The organism is Rhodococcus sp. Leaf247 (assembly GCF_001426185.1).
Classification (GTDB): Bacteria; Actinomycetota; Actinomycetes; order Mycobacteriales; family Mycobacteriaceae; genus Rhodococcoides.
Genome location: NZ_LMRP01000002.1, coordinates 773,705 through 790,880 on the forward strand (window position 1 = coordinate 773,705; position 17,176 = coordinate 790,880).

At 68.4% G+C, this 17,176-nt stretch carries 16 protein-coding genes and 1 pseudogene; 11 read left to right on the forward strand and 6 right to left on the reverse strand.

Annotated features, from left to right (window positions below; all coding sequences use genetic code 11):
• The first annotated feature begins 24 nt into the window (after positions 1-24).
• Positions 25-2,196, forward strand: coding sequence for an AAA family ATPase (locus ASG64_RS13025; protein ID WP_056073980.1), 2,172 nt, complete (start codon positions 25-27; stop codon positions 2,194-2,196).
• A 1-nt stretch (position 2,197) separates the two neighbouring features.
• On the opposite strand, the gene ASG64_RS13030 is transcribed toward ASG64_RS13025, so the two are convergent.
• Entirely contained in the window at positions 2,198-2,947 is a 750-nt protein-coding gene (locus tag ASG64_RS13030) for an isocitrate lyase/PEP mutase family protein (RefSeq protein WP_056073981.1), read from the reverse strand.
• A gap of 68 nt (positions 2,948-3,015) precedes the next feature.
• Here ASG64_RS13030 and ASG64_RS13035 point away from each other — a divergent pair, with 68 nt between their 5' ends.
• Positions 3,016-4,260 carry a hypothetical protein gene (locus ASG64_RS13035; RefSeq protein WP_056073982.1) on the forward strand — a complete coding sequence of 415 codons (1,245 nt, stop codon included), beginning with the start codon at positions 3,016-3,018 and terminating at the stop codon, positions 4,258-4,260.
• Positions 4,257-5,645 (forward strand): hypothetical protein, encoded by a 1,389-nt coding sequence (locus tag ASG64_RS13040; RefSeq protein WP_056073983.1) that lies wholly within the window; start codon positions 4,257-4,259, stop codon positions 5,643-5,645. Before ASG64_RS13035 ends, ASG64_RS13040 begins: the two co-directional genes overlap by 4 nt.
• Positions 5,646-5,648: 3 nt before the next feature.
• Here ASG64_RS13040 and ASG64_RS13045 read toward each other — a convergent pair whose 3' ends face one another.
• The gene (locus ASG64_RS13045; protein WP_056073984.1) at positions 5,649-6,059 is read right to left on the reverse strand and encodes an NUDIX hydrolase; all 411 of its coding nucleotides are present in this window, start codon (positions 6,057-6,059) and stop codon (positions 5,649-5,651) included.
• A gap of 132 nt (positions 6,060-6,191) precedes the next feature.
• On the opposite strand from ASG64_RS13045, the gene ASG64_RS13050 reads away from it, so the two are divergent.
• The 6 genes and pseudogenes from ASG64_RS13050 (at position 6,192) to mnhG (ending at position 12,537) form a co-directional block, all read left to right on the forward strand.
• Positions 6,192-9,017, forward strand: a complete 2,826-nt coding sequence (locus tag ASG64_RS13050) for a Na+/H+ antiporter subunit A (protein ID WP_042576098.1) — start codon at positions 6,192-6,194, stop codon at positions 9,015-9,017.
• Positions 9,014-9,580 (forward strand): Na(+)/H(+) antiporter subunit C, encoded by a 567-nt coding sequence (locus ASG64_RS13055; protein WP_042576099.1) that lies wholly within the window; start codon positions 9,014-9,016, stop codon positions 9,578-9,580. Before ASG64_RS13050 ends, ASG64_RS13055 begins: the two co-directional genes overlap by 4 nt.
• The gene (locus tag ASG64_RS13060) at positions 9,577-11,208 is read left to right on the forward strand and encodes a Na+/H+ antiporter subunit D (RefSeq protein WP_056073985.1); all 1,632 of its coding nucleotides are present in this window, start codon (positions 9,577-9,579) and stop codon (positions 11,206-11,208) included. Before ASG64_RS13055 ends, ASG64_RS13060 begins: the two co-directional genes overlap by 4 nt.
• Before the next feature lie 5 nt (positions 11,209-11,213).
• Complete coding sequence (locus ASG64_RS13065) at positions 11,214-11,855, forward strand: Na+/H+ antiporter subunit E (protein ID WP_082518473.1); 642 nt, start codon at positions 11,214-11,216, stop codon at positions 11,853-11,855.
• Positions 11,852-12,103, forward strand: a pseudogene (locus tag ASG64_RS13070) (monovalent cation/H+ antiporter complex subunit F); the annotation flags it as partial. The gene ASG64_RS13065 and the pseudogene ASG64_RS13070, both read left to right, overlap by 4 nt.
• Positions 12,104-12,195: 92 nt before the next feature.
• On the forward strand, positions 12,196-12,537 hold the full coding sequence (gene mnhG, locus ASG64_RS13075; protein ID WP_056073986.1) for a monovalent cation/H(+) antiporter subunit G: 342 nt from the start codon (positions 12,196-12,198) through the stop codon (positions 12,535-12,537).
• 3 nt (positions 12,538-12,540) lie between these two features.
• On the opposite strand, the gene ASG64_RS13080 is transcribed toward mnhG, so the two are convergent.
• The 4 genes from ASG64_RS13080 to ASG64_RS13095 all read right to left on the reverse strand — a co-directional run bounded on the left by ASG64_RS13080 (position 12,541) and on the right by ASG64_RS13095 (position 15,406).
• Positions 12,541-13,680 (reverse strand): glutamate--cysteine ligase, encoded by a 1,140-nt coding sequence (locus ASG64_RS13080; RefSeq protein WP_056073987.1) that lies wholly within the window; start codon positions 13,678-13,680, stop codon positions 12,541-12,543.
• Between the two features lie 15 nt (positions 13,681-13,695).
• A complete protein-coding gene (gene sodC, locus ASG64_RS13085) occupies positions 13,696-14,430 on the reverse strand; it encodes a superoxide dismutase[Cu-Zn] (RefSeq protein WP_042576103.1) in 735 nt (244 codons plus the stop codon).
• A gap of 80 nt (positions 14,431-14,510) precedes the next feature.
• Positions 14,511-14,975: a LytR C-terminal domain-containing protein gene (locus ASG64_RS13090; protein WP_042576333.1), complete on the reverse strand. Its 465-nt coding sequence runs from the start codon at positions 14,973-14,975 to the stop codon at positions 14,511-14,513.
• 104 nt (positions 14,976-15,079) lie between these two features.
• A complete protein-coding gene (locus tag ASG64_RS13095; RefSeq protein ID WP_042576104.1) occupies positions 15,080-15,406 on the reverse strand; it encodes a DUF3263 domain-containing protein in 327 nt (108 codons plus the stop codon).
• A 252-nt stretch (positions 15,407-15,658) separates the two neighbouring features.
• Between ASG64_RS13095 and ASG64_RS13100 the strand changes: the two genes are divergently transcribed.
• Together ASG64_RS13100 and ASG64_RS13105 are read left to right on the forward strand one after the other, a co-directional pair.
• The gene (locus tag ASG64_RS13100) at positions 15,659-16,255 is read left to right on the forward strand and encodes a peptide deformylase (protein ID WP_042576105.1); all 597 of its coding nucleotides are present in this window, start codon (positions 15,659-15,661) and stop codon (positions 16,253-16,255) included.
• Position 16,256: 1 nt separating this feature from the next.
• The gene (locus tag ASG64_RS13105) at positions 16,257-17,165 is read left to right on the forward strand and encodes an N-acetylglutamate synthase, CG3035 family (RefSeq protein ID WP_056073988.1); all 909 of its coding nucleotides are present in this window, start codon (positions 16,257-16,259) and stop codon (positions 17,163-17,165) included.
• Positions 17,166-17,176: the final 11 nt, after the last annotated feature.

Here is a 17,176-nt window from a genome sequence, read left to right on the forward strand (position 1 = left end):
GTGTGCGGTCGATAGGCTCGTCCGGTGAGCTCCCCCGATCTCTCCCTGACCGTCCGCCTCACGACGTCCGCAGCCGATGCCCGACGCGGTGTCGTGCGCGTCCACGCGGAGGTGCTCACCGCGCTGGGCCTGCGTGAGTGGGATGCCATCGAACTGATCGGGTCGCGCCGCACGGCCACCGTCGTCGCGCAGGCTCCGCCCGGAACACCCACCGGCACTGCACTACTCGACGATGTCACGCTGTCCAACGCCGGACTGACCGAGAACGCCTCGGTGGTCGTCGCACCCGTCGCGGTCCAGGGTGCCTCGGTGGTCACCGTCACGGGATCGGCCGGTACTGCCGCGCTCGACGACGCCACGTTGCGACGCGCCCTGCTGGGCAAGGTCGTCGTCGCCGGTGACGCGGTGTCCCTTCTCCCGCGAGATCTCGGACCCGGGACGTCCACGTCGTCGGTGTCGAAGACCCTGTCGCAGACAGTCGGCGTCGCGTGGACGACCGAGCTGCTGACGGTCACCTCGACCGACCCCGCGGGCGCGGTGAGCATTCAGCCGAACACCTCCGTCACCCGCGGGTCGGCCCCCCGAACTGTTCCCGCACCGGCCGCGCCAGCTCCGGAGCACGATGTCGTCGACGTCCAGGATCTTGTCGGCGTGCAGGAGCAGGCGTCGAAGGTCACGGAGTGGCTCGAACTGGCACTGGACCGACCGGAACTCCTGCAGTCCCTCGGCGCTTCGGCGCAGCTGGGTGTGCTGGTGACCGGGCCCGGAGGAGTCGGGAAATCCACGTTCGTCCGCGCAGTGGCGTCGACGCGGCGCGTCGTCGAGATCGACGGGCCGTCGACCGGTTCCCTCGCCGCGGAGGATCGCCTGGCGGCCGTGTCGGACGCGGCCGACCGTCTGGCCGGGAGTATCGACGGCGCCGTGCTGCTCGTGACCAACATCGACGCACTCGTCCCTGTCGCCGCAGAGGGCCGACCGGCAGACCCCGTGTCGGCGCTGATCCTCGACCGTCTGCGGCGCGTCGTGCGCACTGCTGGAAACGCCCTGCTGTGCACCACGTCTCGACCCGATGCCGTCGACGCGCGACTCCGCGCACCGGACTTGTGCGACCGTGAGATCGCCCTTCCCCTTCCGGGAACGTCAGGACGCACCGCTCTGATCGAGATGCTGCTGCGTGACGTACCCACCCGCAAGATCGCGGCACACGACATCGCGTTGCGCACACCGGGTTTCGTGGCGGCCGACCTGGCGTCGCTCTGCCGCGAGGCCGCGGTGGGTGCGGCTCTGCGCGCTCACCGGGACTCGTCCGAGCCCGTACTCACGCAAGAGGATCTGGTCGCTGCGCTCGCGGTCATCCGTCCGCTGTCACGCTCGGGTACCGAGGAACTCGCGGTCGGCAGTGTGACACTCGACGACGTCGGGGACATGGTCGAGACCAAGCAGGCACTGACGGAGGCCGTGCTGTGGCCACTGCGCCACCCCGACTCGTTCGCTCGACTCGGCGTCGATCCGCCTCGCGGGGTCTTGCTCTACGGACCACCGGGATGCGGCAAGACCTTCGTCGTACGCGCGCTCGCCAGCTCGGGTCAACTCAGCGTGCACGCCGTCAAGGGCGCCGAGCTGATGGACAAGTGGGTCGGATCGTCGGAGAAGGCGGTGCGCGAGTTGTTCCGCCGCGCACGCGATTCCGCGCCGTCCCTGATCTTCCTCGACGAGGTGGACGCGTTGGCGCCGCGCCGCGGACAGACCGGTGACTCCGGCGTCGGCGACAGAGTGGTCGCGGCGCTGCTGACCGAGATGGACGGTGTGGAGCCGCTGCAGGACGTCGTCGTGCTGGGCGCCACCAATCGGCCCGAGCTCATCGATCCGGCACTCCTGCGACCCGGTCGTCTGGAGAAGTTGGTGTTCGTACCGCCGCCGGACGCCGAGGCTCGACGCGCCATCCTGTCCACGGCCGGCAAATCCGTCCCGTTGGCGGACGACGTCGACCTGGATGCTCTCGCGGTGGACCTCGAGGGCTACTCGGCCGCGGATTGCGCTGCGCTGCTGCGGGAAGCGGCACTGACGGCGATGCGCCGCGACGTCGACACGGCCGTGGTGACGGCCGACGACGTCGCGGCAGCGCGCGACGCCGTCAGGCCGTCCCTCGATCCTGCGCAGGTGGCCGCTCTCGAGGCCTACAGCACGCGCGAGTAGGTCACGCCCAGTCGGCGAGAACGTCCTTCGCGCGCTCGGCGAGGACCATCTGGAAGATCGGGCCGAAGCTGACACGGCCGACACCCAGCTGTGCGAGCGCGGACTTCGAGTTGTTCACCGGGTGGCCGATGGCGTTGACCGGCAACGGAAGTTCCGCGGTGAGTCGCTTCTGGTCGTCGTCGCTGTGGAAGCCGACCGGGTAGAGCACGTCGGCACCGGCTGCGGCGGCGAGCTTCAGTCGAGCGATCGCACGGTCGACACGGTCGTTCTCGTCACCGATCTGCTTGACGAAGAGGTCGGTGCGGGCATTGATGACCACGTGGACGTCGGTGGCATCCGACGCCGCGCGCAGTGCTCCGACGAAGTCGGCGTGTTCCTGCGCCTCACGCAGACGGCCACCCTCGCTGTGCACGGTGTCCTCGATGTTCAGGCCCACGGCGCCGGCGTCGATCAGGCCCTCGATGAGTCGTTTCGGGTCCTCGCCGTACCCGGACTCGATGTCCACGGAGATCGGCACGTCGACGGCCGCGGTGATTTGACGGATGCGGGTGAGCAGTTCGTCGAAGGTGATGCCCTCGTTGTCGGGCTTGCCGATCGAGTCGGAGACCGGATGCGAGCCGACGGTCAGGGCGGTGAAACCGGCGCTCACCGCGAGGTTCGCGGACCAGGCATCCCAGACGGTCGGCAGGATCACCGGGTTTCCGGGGACGTGCAGTTCGAGGAGTGTCGTGGCCTTCGTTGCGAGTGTCATGTCTGTGGCAACCGCCGACCGCCTCGGTCGATTCCCGTTCCCGGACAGAGACCGCTAGGTTTCCTCGCATGGGTCGCCTCCGGACCGTGTCCACGATGGTCGCTCTGATCGTCGGCGGTCTCGGCGCCGTGTACGCGGTGTGCGCTCCCGATGTCCTGCTCGGCACCGAATCGGCACCCGCCGCAGTCTCCGCCGCCGTGCTCGCCGCGCTGTTCCTGTCCCGCCGCATCGGAAGACTCTCGACGACGCTGTTCGCTGCTCTCGGTGTGGGAGCCCTGGCCGTCGCCGTTCTCGGTCCCGACGACGCGCCGGTGTCGCTGGTCGGCGGGCTCGGGTCGGGACTGGTGCTCGGCGCGCTGGCTGCGTTGGCCGCACCGCGTCGTGCGCTGATCGCGATACTCGGCACGAGCGTGGTCGTGGGATTCGTCCTCGCACGCAGCGTCGCCTCGGTCGTCCCTCGACGCTATGCCGACTACCTCCCCGCCATGCCCCCGACCGCGTCGGCCGGCGCTGTGCTGGGCGCACTGATCGTCGCCGTCGTCGCGGTGGCTCTGGCGGAGCATCGCGAGCGGCCGGCGTCCTCGACGCTCTCGACAGCAGTGGCGCTCGCTATCTCCCTGACCGCATTGGTTCCCGTGTTCGTCAGCAATCTGACAGCGGCTGTCGGCGCTGCCGGGATCACCGGACCGGTCCCTACGTCGAGTTCCTGGATTCTGTCGACTGTGCTGGTCACGGTGCTGATGGTGGCCGCCGCGGTGGCGGTGCCGTCCGCGGGCGCGCTGATCCTGGCAGGGACTGTGCTGTGGTTGCTGCTCCGGACGGCGGCGCTCACGTTCCTCACCGCCTCCCGCGGTATCGAGGCTCTCGATCCCCGGCTCGCCGCGGTGGTCGTGGTGTCGGCGTCTTTCGGAGCCGTCGCCGGTGTCCTGGCACGCCCCGGGATCGGAGTTCCCGTCGCGATCCTGTGCGCTGCCGCCGCTGCCGTCGCTGCTCACCTCGGCGGGACGGGAAGCTGGGGTGCTGTCGTCGCCGTCGCTGCAACTGCCGGCGCGGTCGTCGGAGGGTGCTCGAGTGCCACGGACGACCACCCGGCGCCGACTCTGGTCGCTGCCGGACTGCTGATCCCGCTCGCGCTCTCCGACATGCCGTCCTCCCCGATCACCGCAGATTTCGGGTGGACCGCGTACACCCCGCTGACCCTGCAGCCGGACTCGATCACCGTCGCCGACCCGACGGCAGGGACACTGGTGGCGATGATCTCCCTAGCTCTGTGCGCCGTGGGCGCCGAACTCGTCCGACGGCGCCGCGCATGAGAACTGCGAGTGCACTCCTCGCCTCCGCGCTGGCCGGTGCTGTCGCCGGGATCGCGTGGTCCGGTCCCCGCAGCGACGTGTGGCCGTTCGCCGCGACGGTCGACGACCTCATCGGATGGTCCTCGACCCAATCCACCGCCACTACGGTCGGTCAATTACTGGTCGTGGTCACCGTCGCGCTCGCCGCGGCGACGTGTCTGTCCGCTCGCATCACGCCCTGGGCGCTCGCCGCCGTCATGCTGGTCGTCCTCGCATTCACCAAGGTCGCCCTCCCCGAGGCCGCGAGTCTGTCCGTCTTCACCGCATTGCACTTACTCAAGTCCTGTGCGGCCGGACTGCTGATCGGACTCGTGCTCTACGCGACGCGTCGTTCCAGGGCGGGGTGGGTCGCGCTGGCGACAGGACTGTTCGGCGGCACGCTGCTGGCCTCGGTCGGAACGATCGCGACGTCCGACTCCTTCGCCGCCTCACGGCTCGACAGTTCGAGTGTGTTCGGCGAGCCCGCCTGGTGGCTGCTCGGCGCGGCATTCGTGCTGTGTGTCGCGGCCGCCGCGCTGTACCGCACGGGTGTCGACGACAGTGCCGATCCGTCCCGCAGCGAACTCGCCCGGCTCGTCGTCTACGCCGGCATCGTCGCGCTCGTGTGCCGACTCTGCGTCGAGTTCGTCGGGACCTCCGAGTACCAACTGTGGAAGGCGATCACCGTGCTGGTCGTCGCCCTGCTCGTCATCGACCGTGTGGCCGCGCGATGGGAAGCAGCCGACGCCCGAACCGTGATCATCGGTGTGCTGATCACCGCGTCGGCAATCGCGATGTGGAACGCCGGGGCGCGCACGACGATCGACCCGCGAGTTCTCACCGCCGCCGGAGTCGCCGGCCTCGTCGTCGGGGCAGCGATCGCTTGGCGGTTGCCCGTCGGACGAATCACCTCGTGGGTAGCGGCAGCTCTCCTGACCGCCGCCCCGATGATTGCAGCGGCCGTCCATGTCGACGCGGTCACCGCCGTCGCACTCGGAGTGGTCGCCGCGCTGGTCCCGATCGCACTGACCGCGGTCACGGCGGATCCGCATGCGTCGGTACGACCGTTGGCAGTGTCGCTACCGGGGCTTGCAATCCTGCTAGCGGCGGCAGTGCCGGTGCCGACCGTGGATTTCTCCGACCTGGCGGCCTTGGTTCCGATGGATGCATCGCAGCTGCCGGAGGAGGGAGAGACAGGGAGCCTGTCGATTCTCGGCTACGGCAACCTCGATGCACTAGCCGATGCCGCGAAGGGCACCACCGATCTCACCTCGGCCTACCTCGCGCTCGCGGTCGGGGTGCTGTGCACACTGCGCATCGTGTGGCTCTCCCGCCGCCCGGACTCACCCGAGCCGGGCACGGCGTGACGCTCAGTTCACGAGCCCCCGGGCCTGCAGGTGGCGGAAGACCAGCATCGAACCCGGCGCCACGTCGGGCATCGCGGCGTACTCGGCGACTGTGAACCAGCGGAGTTCGGCGATCTCACTGGTCGCGGCGGGCTCGCCGGTCAGGTCCGCGATGAAGCAACTCATGTGCAGTTCCCGGCCCTGGGGGTCTCCGAAGGCGGGGCACTCGAACACCCCGAGAAGTTCGACGGTGGAACCGACGACGTCGACTCCTAGCTCTTCGCGAACCTCGCGATGCAGCGCGTCGATCGGCGTCTCACCGGGGTCGATCTTGCCGCCGGCCATGTAGAACGCACGCTTGCCGTGCGATCTGGCCTGAAGCATCCGACCGTCACGGACGAGAGCCAGAGCAGCGGTGCGGAGAGGTCCGTTCATAGCGAGCAGACGATACCCGTACCGGGGGTGGGTATGACGATCGCGACTGCGGTTCACGTCCCCCGTAGTATGGACTCCGAAGGATTCACGTCCTGACACCCCGCCGCCCCGACGTCCCCGACGGAGTGCCACTTGCTTTTCATCCTCGTTGCCCACGCGGTAGCAGCGCTTGTCGCGCCCGTTCTCGTCCGGTTCTGGGGTCGTCATGCCTTCCTCCCCCTCGCCGTGGTGCCCGCCGCGTCACTGGGATGGGTGGCCGCGAACTGGAACACCGAGCAGCGGTTGTCGATCGAATGGGTTCCCGGCCTGTCGATGAACATCGACCTGCGATTCGACTCGCTGGCCGCGGTCATGTCGACTCTGGTGCTCGGTATCGGCGCCCTCATTCTGCTGTACTGCGCGCGCTACTTCGAGGACGACGAGCCCCGCCTCGGCATCTTCGCCGCAGAGCTCGTGGCGTTCGCCGGCGTGATGTTCGGTCTGGTGACCAGCGACAACATGCTGATGCTCTACATCTTCTGGGAATTGACGACGGTGTTGTCGTTCCTTCTGGTCGGCCATTACGCCGAGCGCGCCTCGAGTCGCCGCGCCGCGACGCAGGCCCTGCTGGTCACCACGGCGGGTGGACTCGCAATGCTCGTCGGCATCATCGTGCTGGGCGAGATGGTGGGCAGCTACAACCTGTCCGACGTCGTCGAGGCCGCACCTCGCGGGTGGCTCGCCGGCACGGCGCTGGTCCTGGTCCTGGTCGGCGCATTGAGCAAGTCGGCCATCGTTCCGTTGCACTTCTGGCTCCCCGGCGCCATGGCCGCACCCACACCCGTCAGTGGCTATCTGCACGCCGCCGCGATGGTCAAGGCCGGCATCTACCTCGTTGCCCGGCTCGCCCCGGGCTTCGCCGACGCAGGACCGTGGCGGGTCACCATCCTCGTCCTCGGATTGGGGTCGATGATCATCGGCGGCTACCGCGCGCTCCGCGCGTACGACCTGAAATTGATCCTCGCGTTCGGCACGGTCAGCCAGCTCGGCTTCCTCGTCGCCATCGTCGGCATCGGGTCCCGCACGGCGATGCTGGCGGGCCTCGCCATGGTGTTGGCACACGGCTTCTTCAAGGCCGCGTTGTTCATGGTCGTGGGCATCATCGACCACTCCACCGGCACCCGCGACGTCCGTAAGCTCGCCCACCTCGGCGACCGTGCCCCGGTGTTGGCCGCAACGGCCGTCGTCGCTGCCGCCAGCATGGCGGGCCTCCCGCCGTTCCTCGGATTCATCGGCAAGGAAACCGCGTTCGAATCGACTCTGGACTCCGACGCGATGGGCCCGCTGGCCTCGGCACTCGTCCTCGCCGCGATGGTGGTGGGGTCGATCCTGACCGTGGCCTACAGCCTGCGGTTCGTGTGGGGCGCATTCGGACGGAAGAAGCTCCGCGGCCCCAGTGCGGCTGTCGCCGGAATGCACGCCCCGGGAGCGTTCTTCCTGTTCCCGCCGGTGCTGCTCGCAGTTCTGGGCGCCGTAGCGGGACTGGCAGCACCTGTCGTGGACACGCTGATCGCCCCGTACAGCAAGACTCTCCCGACGTACGGCGCGAAGGACTACCACCTGGCGCTGTGGCACGGCGTCAACCTCCCGCTGATCCTGACCGCTGTCGTCATCGCCGCCGGCGTCCTTCTCTACCGGGTGCACAAGACCATCGCGCGGACGGTCCCGGCGGTTCCGCTCAATGCCGACCGCGTGTACGACCGGGTCCTCTACCTCATGGATCTGCTGTCGCTGCGCCTCACCGGAACCACTCAGCGCGGTTCGCTGCCCGGCACGCAGGCCACGATCCTGGTGACGCTCGCTCTGTTCCCGCTGATCTCGCTCGTGGTCTACACCCGCGACGGCGTGCAGGGACGGCTGGCGGACTCCCCGATCCAACTCATCGTGGGCGCCATCATGGTGGCCGCCGCGATCGGTGCGGTCGTCATGCGGAACCGCCTCGCGGCCGTCCTGCTCGTCGGTGTGACCGGGTACGGCTGCGGGGTGCTGTTCGCCATCCACGGCGCCCCGGACCTGGCCCTCACACAGTTCCTCGTCGAGACGCTGACGCTGGTCGTCTTCGTCCTGGTGCTGCGCAAGCTGCCCGCCGAGATCGACGAGGGCCGCAGCTTCGGACGCAAGAAGTTGCGCGCCGCACTGGCCGTCGTCGTCGGCATCACCGTCACCGTGGTGGGCGCCTACGCGATGAACGGGCGCAGCACCCGGCCGATCGCGGACCTGCTCCCGGACGCCGCCTACAACCTGGGCAACGGCAGCAATGTCGTCAACGTGATCCTCGTCGACATCCGCGCGTGGGACACCCTCGGGGAGATCTCGGTCCTGCTCGTGGCCGCCACCGGCGTCGCGAGCCTGGTGTTCCGCAATCGCCGGTTCGGTAGCGCCCCCCGCGTGTCGGACGCCCCGTCGTCGATGGACGGCCAGCAGGTGGCGTCGGAGATCACGTGGCTGAGCGGCAGCGATCTGATCGATCCGAGGCATCGAGTGCTGGTCCTCGAGATCACCACCCGACTCGTCTTCCCGACCGTGATGATGTTGTCCATCTACTTCTTCTTCGCCGGACACAACGCGCCCGGCGGTGGTTTCGCGGGTGGGCTCACCGCCGGTCTGGCTCTCGTCCTGCGGTACCTCGCCGGTGGTCGGTACGAACTCGGCGAGACGCTGCCGTTCGACGCCGGCAAGATTCTCGGCATCGGACTGCTGTTCGCCGGAGGCACTGCCGCGGCGTCCCTGTTCCTGGGTGCACCGGTGCTCTCGTCGGCGACCTTCGAGCTGACGCTGCCCATCCTGGGTGACATCAAGATGGTGACCGCCCTGTTCTTCGACCTCGGCGTCTACCTCATCGTCGTCGGACTCGTCCTCGACGTCCTGCGCAGCCTCGGGGCTCGCCTGGACGCACAGATCGAAATGAGTCGCCAGTGACCGCGAACATCGGAATGCTCGTCCTCGTCGCCGCGCTCATCGCGGCGGGCGTCTACCTGCTGATCGAACGCAGCATCATCCGCATGCTTCTCGGCGTGCTGCTGATGGGCAACGGTCTGAACCTGCTGATCCTCACCTCGGGCGGCGGTTCCGGTAATCCGCCGGTGGTCGGCCGAGTCTCGGAGGTCGCCGAGGGCGACGCCGATCCGTTGGCGCAGGCCCTGATCCTCACCGCGATCGTCATCACCATGGGTATCGCGGCGTTCGTCCTGGCACTGGCCTACCGCTCGTACACCATCAACGTCGCCGACGTCGTCGAGAACGACCCGGAGGACACCAAGGTCCTCACCCGTCGCAGCCTCGCGGACGCACCGGACCGCGACAAGTCCGACGACCCGATCACGGGTGAACCCGGCGAGGCCGGCGACGCCTTCGACAAGGACGGAAATCCCATTCCCCTGGACAAGCTGGCCAACCGCGAGGACCTCGAATGCTACGAGGACCTGCACGAAGGCAAGTTCCGTGATCGCGACGACGTGGAGACCGGCGGTACCAGCCGATGACACTGTCACCCGACATCATCGGGACGCTGACGCCGCTCCCCGTCCTGATTCCACTGCTCGCTGCGGCGCTGTGCCTCGTCCTGGGCCGCAAGCCTCGGGCTCAGCGGGCGGTCACGATCATCGCGCTCGTCGCGGTCACCGCGATCTCCTGCGTCCTGCTCTACCTCGCCGATCGCGACGGCACCACCGCACTGCAGGTCGGCGGCTGGGAAGCCCCGATGGGCATCACCCTCGTCGTGGACCGGCTGTCGGCCCTGATGCTCGTGGTCTCGACCATCGTTCTACTCGCGGTCATCGTCTACGCCGTCGGGCAGGGCATTCGCGACGGCGACGCCAACCAGCCCGTGTCGATCTTCCTGCCGACGTACCTCGCCCTGACCGCCGGTGTCTGCAACGCGTTCCTCGCGGGTGATCTCTTCAATCTCTACGTCGGGTTCGAGGTCCTGCTCGTCGCATCGTTCGTGTTGTTGACGCTCGGTGCCAGCGCCGAGCGCGTCCGCGCGGGCGTCTCGTACGTCATGGTGTCGGTCGTGTCGTCGATGATCTTCCTGGCGGGCATCGCCGCGACGTACGCCGCGACAGGAACGTTGAACTTCGCTCAGCTCGCGCTGCGGTTCGACGACATCCCGCACGGCACGCGGTTGGCCATCTTCTCGATCCTGCTCATCGCCTTCGGCATCAAGGCCGCGGTGTTCCCGTTGTCCGCATGGCTTCCCGACTCCTATCCGACGGCTCCGGCCCCCGTCACCGCGGTCTTCGCCGGGTTGCTCACCAAGGTCGGCGTCTACGCCATCATCCGGACGCACACGTTGCTGTTCCCGGACGGCGCGATGGACAACGTGCTGCTGGTCGCCGGTCTGCTGACCATGGTGATCGGCATCTTCGGTGCCATAGCGCAGAGCGAGATCAAACGACTGCTGTCGTTCACACTGGTCTCCCACATCGGCTACATGATCTTCGGCGTCGCGTTGTCGACGAAGGCGGGACTGTCGGGGTCGGTCTACTACGTCGCGCACCACATCCTGGTGCAGACCACGCTGTTCCTCGTCGTCGGACTCATCGAGCGTCAGGCCGGCTCGTCGTCGCTCCGGCGGCTCGGCGGCCTCGCGGCGGCCAGTCCGCTGCTGGCGATCCTCTTCCTCGTCCCGGCGCTGAACCTGGGCGGTATCCCCCCGTTCTCGGGCTTCATCGGCAAGGTCGCCCTGCTCCAGGCCGGCGCGGAGAAGGCGACGTCGCTGGCGTGGATCCTCGTCGCCGGCGGAACCGTCACCAGCCTGCTGACGCTCTACGTCGTGGCACGTGTGTGGACCAAGGCGTTCTGGCGTGCACGCGCCGACGCGCCCGACGGCGACATGTCCGACGACTCCCCGAACGCGCTGTTGGACAACGCGAACGACGTGGACTTCGGCAGCCGGACGGATCCGGGCAGGATGCCGATCGGCATGCTGATCCCGACGGTGGGCCTGGTCGCGGTCGGACTGTCCCTCACGGTGTTCGCCGGACCGTTCATCGGCATCAGTGATCGAGCGGCGGACGATCTGCGGGATCGGAACGTCTACATCTCCGCGGTGCTCGGCACCGTGGACGATCCGGTCACGTACGCGGACGGCCGGGAGGGCGGGCGATGACCATGATGAGTCGCGACGTCGCGCTCAAGGCAGCGTTGCTGGCCTGGCTCACCGGTGTGTGGGTGTTGCTGTGGGGCAACGTGTCCCCCGCGAACATCCTCGGCGGCATCGCGGTCGGCATCTTCGTCATGACCGTTCTGGCCCTGCCTCGAGTTCCTGTCGAGGGCCGCGTGCACCCGTTGTCGATGGTCAAGCTGATCGGGGTCCTGGTGTACTACGCCGCGGTCTCCAGCGTGCAGGTCGCGTGGGCTGCGGTTCGACCCGGTCCGCCTCCGGTCAACGCCGTTCTGCGGTATCCGGTGCAGATCAAGTCGGATCTGGTGCTGACGTTCATGGTGGACGCGCTCAACATGGTGCCCGGCACGATGGTCCTCGACATCGACCGCGAGGACCGTGTCCTCTACATCCACGTGCTGGACGTCGCGAAACCCGATGCCGTGGACCAGTTCCGCACCATCGTGCGGGCCTACGAGACCGCGTTCATCTCCGCTTTCGAGCGCGACCCGGAATGGCACCCTGCTCTCGAGACCACCTCCACGGCCGACACCGACGTCGATTCGGTGGCCGAGACCGTCGAGGACATCTCGACCGACTATTCGGAACGCGGCGGGCCATCGAGCCCCGACGACAAGGACGAACGATCATGACCGTCGTACTCGTGGCGTCCGGCGTCATGCTGTTGGCTGCCGCGGTCATCACCGCGTATCGCCTTCTGGCGGGCCCCAATTCGCTGGACCGCCTGGTCGCGGTCGACACGCTCATCGCGCTGACGGTGTGCGGGGTGATGGTGTGGGCGGTGTACAGCCGCGACACCACCCTGGTGCCGTCGATCGTCGCGCTGTCGGTCGTGGGATTCGTCGGATCGGTCAGCGTCGCCCGGTTCCGCGTCGCCGACACCCCCGAGACACGTCGCGCCGCAGCGGCGGCCGCAGCCCGCACCCCTCATCCGCCGCGTGAGAGCGGCGCGCGCGATCGTCGGGAGAACTCGTGAAACTCGTTCTGGACATCGTCAGCGGCACGTTCATCATCCTCGGGTCGATCCTCGCGCTGACAGCGGCTATCGGTGTCGTGCGCTTCCCCGACACCCTCTCCCGCATGCACGCCGCCACGAAACCTCAAGTCGTGGGGCTGATCCTGATCCTCATCGGAGCGTTCATCAGCCTGCGAGGGAACGTCGACATCTGGATGATCTTCCTCGTGGGCGTCTTCACCGTGCTCACCGCGCCGATCATCGCGCACACCGTCGGCCAGGTGGCCTACCGGGAGCAGAGCAGCCGAGGCGACCTGTTCATGGTCGACGACCTCCGCGAGGACGAGCGCAACGACTGAACGTCAGGCCAGTTCGGCGATCAGGGAGTCGACGACGGCCACCAGGTCGCCGCCCGACGTCCGCGCGACCTCACGCTGGCGTTGGTACGACGCGCCCTTTCGCGGAATGTCCGCGACGCTCGCCAGCTCGTCGGAGCATCCGAGTCGCACGGCGATCGGGGTCAGCTTCTCGAGCAGGTCGTTCAGATCGTCCGTCATCAACCGCTCGTTGCTGTCCGCGTCGAGCACGATCTCGGCGTCGAGGCCGTATCGCGCTGCGCGCCACTTGTTCTCCTGCACGTGCCAGGGCGGGATGGTGTGCAGAGTCTCGCCGGCGTCGAGGCGCTCGTCGAGGTGGACGACCAGGCAGTGGATGAGCGCGACCAGGGCGCCGAGTTCGCGTTTGGTGGACACGCCGTCGCACACGCGGATCTCGATGGTCCCCAGCCGAGGTACCGGCCGGATGTCCCAGTGCATGCCCCCGAGCTGGGAGATGACGCCGGTCTTCATCTGGTCGTGCACGAATCCCTCGAACTGCGACCATTCCTCGAACTGGAACGGCAGTCCGGCCGTCGGCAGCTGCTGGAACATCAAGGCGCGGTTGCTGGCGTACCCGGTATCGGAACCGGCCCACATGGGCGACGACGCCGACAGTGCCAGCAGGTGCGGGTACTGCAGCAGGATCGAGTTGAGGATCGGGAAGACCCGGTCGGCCGAGCGCAGTCCGACGTGGACGTGCACTCCCCAGATCAACATCTGACGCCCCCACCACTGGGTGCGCTCGATGAGCTCGTCGTAGTGGGGCGCGGCGGTGAGCTGCTGCGAGGACCACTCCGCGAACGGGTGCGTGCCGGCGCAGAACAAGTCGACGCCCAGCGGATCTGCCGCTCGCCGTACGAGATCGAGCGATTCGCCCAGATCGTCCATCGCTTCGCCGACGGTGTCGCAGATGTCGGTGACCAGTTCGACGGTGTTGCGCAGCAGTTCCTTGGTCACCCTCGGTGTCGCACCACCGGCGAGCTCGACCACCCCCTCCATGACTTCGGAAGCGGTGTTGGAGAGGTCGCGTGTCGTCCTGTCGACGAGCGCGATCTCCCACTCGACGCCGATGGTCGGACGCTCCGACCCGGCGAACGGAACCCGGGTGTCGCGGGGCGATGTCAGAGCGACGGTCCTGCTCTACTCGGACTCGACGACGGCGCAGGCAACGCGGCCGCCTGCGTCACCGGTGCTGAGCGTGGTGGCGTCGGGCACTGCGGCACCGTCGGGGAGCGTGTAGCGGTTGGGGATATTGGCGAAGTTGTCGGCGCCGGCGTGCACGATGACGGCGACGCCGCCGCTCAGGTCGTCCAGGGTGACCGAGTCCGTGGTGGTGGTGAGGTCGGCGGTGCCGTCCTCACGGACCTGCAGCGACGTCAGGTCGCCGCTGGCCGGGTGTCCGGTGTTGCCGTTCACCTGGAGGTGGCCGCCCGCGGACAGGAAGTTGCCGGGCTCGCCGCCGGTGGGTGCCACCGAGTTCGGCTCGCACACCGGGTTCTGATGCATGTGGAGGCCGTGGAAGCCGGGGGTCAGGCCCTCTGCCTCGACGGTGACGGACAGGTGGCCGTCGACCTCGGAGAAGGACACCGTTCCGACGGTGGCACCCTCGGGGTCGCGCAGATCGCCCGTCATGGCGACCTCGCCGCCCTCGGCGCTCGCGCCCGACGCACTGCCCTCTTCGCTGTGCGACTCGCCGCCGTGGCTTTCCATGCCCTCCGGGGCGGCGGAGCTGGTGAACACGGGCGGGGTGGTGCCGGCGACGTCGCTGGCCTCCTCGCCGTTGCTGCAGGCCACCAGGCCGAACACGGCGACGGCGGCGAGAGGAGCCACCACGAGGTGGCGACGGGCGACTCGGCTGCGCTTCGAGCTGGCCATGGTGGAGGTCTCCTTGACAGGTGGGACGTGTGTGGAATCGACTCTAGTCAACGGTGTCGGCAGGTCCGTCGGTCGGGGAGCTACTGCGTGACGATGACGATGATGCCGGGCGCGGAGGATTCGATGCCCTCGAAGCGCGGCTGCACCTCGTAACCCAGAACCGTCCCGATCCGCTCGGCCTCGGCCTGCTGTCCGGACACCGCACTGTCGTAGTAGACCGTCGACGCCGAGATGGTTCCGCTGCTGTAGTTGCCGGTCTCCCCGACGGTGAAGCCGGCCGATTCGAGTGTCTGCGCGGTCTCCGCCGCGAGTCCGCTGACGTTGCTGTTGTTGAGAACGCGGACGCTGTCGGACGCGGCTGCGGCACTGGTGGTGGGCGTCGCCGTGGTGGTCGCCGGTGCAGGGGTCGCTGCTGGCGCGGCGACCGCGGAACTGGTGGTGGCGCTGGTCGCGGCGGCCTCCGCGGGAGCCGTCTCGTCACCGGAGTCGGTCAGCGAGAACGCACCGAGCCCCAGGAACACGATCGCGAGGGACAGCAGAACCATCGCGAGCGCCCGCAGCGGCGGACCTGAGTTCTCCGGTGTCCGACTGTCGGGATCCGGACTGCCCGGGGTCTGGTTACTCACGCTGTCGAGCCTAGCGACCGGAGTCAGATCTCGAATCCGAGGCGCCGGGCGGCACGTGCCTTCTGACGGCTGGCCCGCAGTCGGCGCAGGCGCTTGACCAACATGGGATCCGCGGCGAGCGCCTCGGGCTTGTCCACCAGTGCATTGAGCACCTGGTAGTAGCGCGTCGCCGACATGTCGAACAGTTCCTTGATCGCTTCTTCCTTGGCGCCGGCGTACTTCCACCACTGGCGCTCGAAGGACAGAATGTCGTGTTCCCGACGGGAGAGTCCGTCACTCGGATCGTCGGTTCCGGAACCCTCGGCTCCTGTGCCGGATCGTCCGTGACTTCGCGCTGCAGCGCTGTCCATCTCGCTCCTGTCGTCTGTGTCGCCCGACCTGCCGTGTGCTGCGGGCAGGCGTGATACTCGGGCTACGCCGTGTTCTCGCGCGCGTTCCCCCGGACCCCGAAAGGTCCGCGCACGGCGGTGAATCACATCCGTGTCGTTCGTCGCCAATCTAACCACGGACGGACGCCCCGGACGCGCCGACACTTCCGGCGCGTCGACACCGGCGACAGTGGACGAAAGTGTGCCCGGGAGTGGGCAGTATCCTTACCGACCATGGCAATTCTCCCCATCCGCATCGTCGGCGACCCGGTGCTGCACACCCCGACCCAGCCCGTCACGGCGTCGCCCGCGGAACTCGAGACGTTGATCGCCGACATGTACGACACGCTCGAAGCGGCCAAGGGTGTCGGCCTGGCTGCCAACCAGGTCGGCGAGTCGCTGCGACTGTTCATCTACGACTGCCCCGATCACGCCGAGGACGGCACGGTGACGCGTCGCCGCGGCGAGGTGATCAACCCGGTCCTCGAGACGTCCGCGATCCCCGAGACGATGCCGGACCCGGACGACGACGACGAGGGCTGCCTGTCCGTTCCCGGCGAGCAGCATCCGACCGGCCGCGCCGAGTGGGCAAGGGTCACGGGCACCGATGCCAAGGGTGAACCGGTCGACATCGAGGGCCACGGCTTCTTCGCCCGGATGCTGCAGCACGAGGTGGGCCACCTCGACGGCTTCCTCTACGTCGACGTCCTCGTCGGCCGCAACGCTCGCGCGGCCAAGAAGGCCATCAAGAAGCAGGGGTGGGGCGTCCCCGGACTGAGCTGGATTCCGGGAACCGTGGCCGATCCGTTCGGTCACGACGACGACGACTGACGTGGCCGATCCGGCACCGGGCACCCGGGTGGTGGTGCGCTACCGGCTGCCGGAGGGCTCGACGCCGCCGCTCACCGACGTCATCGGCCGGCTCGACGCCGCGGGCGAGAGCCTGGTCGTGCAGCCGGAGTCGGGCGAGGCGGTGACGATCCCGCGCGATCGCGTCGTCGTCGTCAAGGCACTCGCTGCACGCCCGATCCGTAATTCGGAGATCCGCAATCTGGAGAGTGCCGCCGCCCATGCGTGGCCGGGCGGCGAGCAGGAATGGCTCGACGGATGGTTGCTGCGCGCGGCCGACGGCCTCACACTCCGCGGGAACTCCGCGGTCCCGGTGCGTCCCGACGCGTCCGAGGCCTCCCTTCCCGACATCGAGCGGTGGTATCGAGATCGGGGCCTGACTCCTCGGTTGTCGTTGCCGGACAGAGTCTTCCGACCGCCGTCCGGGTGGACGCTCACGGACGCAGCCGTGGTGCTCACCCGCCCTCTGACGGACGAGCGTGCCCCGAGTGACGCCGTCGCGATGGCGACTCCCGACGATCGCTGGCTCGCCCATCACCCGCGTTACGACGCTCCGGCCGGTGTCCCTCTGCTGACCTCGGTGGTCGACGGGGTCGCCGCGTTCCTCCGGCTCGACGATGCTGCCACCGCCCGCGTCGCCGTCACGTCGGCTCCCGACGGCAGGCGCTGGGCGGGTATCACCGCCGTGACGACGCACCCCGACCGGCGCCGGCAGGGATGGGCGCGGCGGATCTGCGCCGAGGCGTGCGCGTGGGGTGCGGAGAACGGCGCGACCCACGGGTACGTCCAGGTGGAGGAATCGAACGCGGCTGCTCTGCGGCTCTACGACGGTCTCGGCTTCGGTGAGCACCATCGCTACCGCTACGCGGAGCCGGGTCCGTCCTCGAGTTAGTCTCGCTCACC

Bases quoted from the DNA above. Each gene is read 5' to 3' on its own strand.
- ASG64_RS13035 (WP_056073982.1), top strand. From the start codon at position 3,016: ATGGGTCGCCTCCGGACCGTGTCCACGATGGTCGCTCTGATCGTCGGC.
- ASG64_RS13095 (WP_042576104.1), bottom strand. From the start codon at position 15,406: ATGGACAGCGCTGCAGCGCGAAGTCACGGACGATCCGGCACAGGAGCC.
- ASG64_RS13030 (WP_056073981.1), bottom strand. From the start codon at position 2,947: ATGACACTCGCAACGAAGGCCACGACACTCCTCGAACTGCACGTCCCC.
- ASG64_RS13090 (WP_042576333.1), bottom strand. From the start codon at position 14,975: ATGGTTCTGCTGTCCCTCGCGATCGTGTTCCTGGGGCTCGGTGCGTTC.
- ASG64_RS13100 (WP_042576105.1), top strand. From the start codon at position 15,659: ATGGCAATTCTCCCCATCCGCATCGTCGGCGACCCGGTGCTGCACACC.
- ASG64_RS13065 (WP_082518473.1), top strand. From the start codon at position 11,214: ATGAGTCGCGACGTCGCGCTCAAGGCAGCGTTGCTGGCCTGGCTCACC.
- sodC (WP_042576103.1), bottom strand. From the start codon at position 14,430: ATGGCCAGCTCGAAGCGCAGCCGAGTCGCCCGTCGCCACCTCGTGGTG.
- ASG64_RS13045 (WP_056073984.1), bottom strand. From the start codon at position 6,059: ATGAACGGACCTCTCCGCACCGCTGCTCTGGCTCTCGTCCGTGACGGT.
- ASG64_RS13040 (WP_056073983.1), top strand. From the start codon at position 4,257: ATGAGAACTGCGAGTGCACTCCTCGCCTCCGCGCTGGCCGGTGCTGTC.
- ASG64_RS13060 (WP_056073985.1), top strand. From the start codon at position 9,577: ATGACACTGTCACCCGACATCATCGGGACGCTGACGCCGCTCCCCGTC.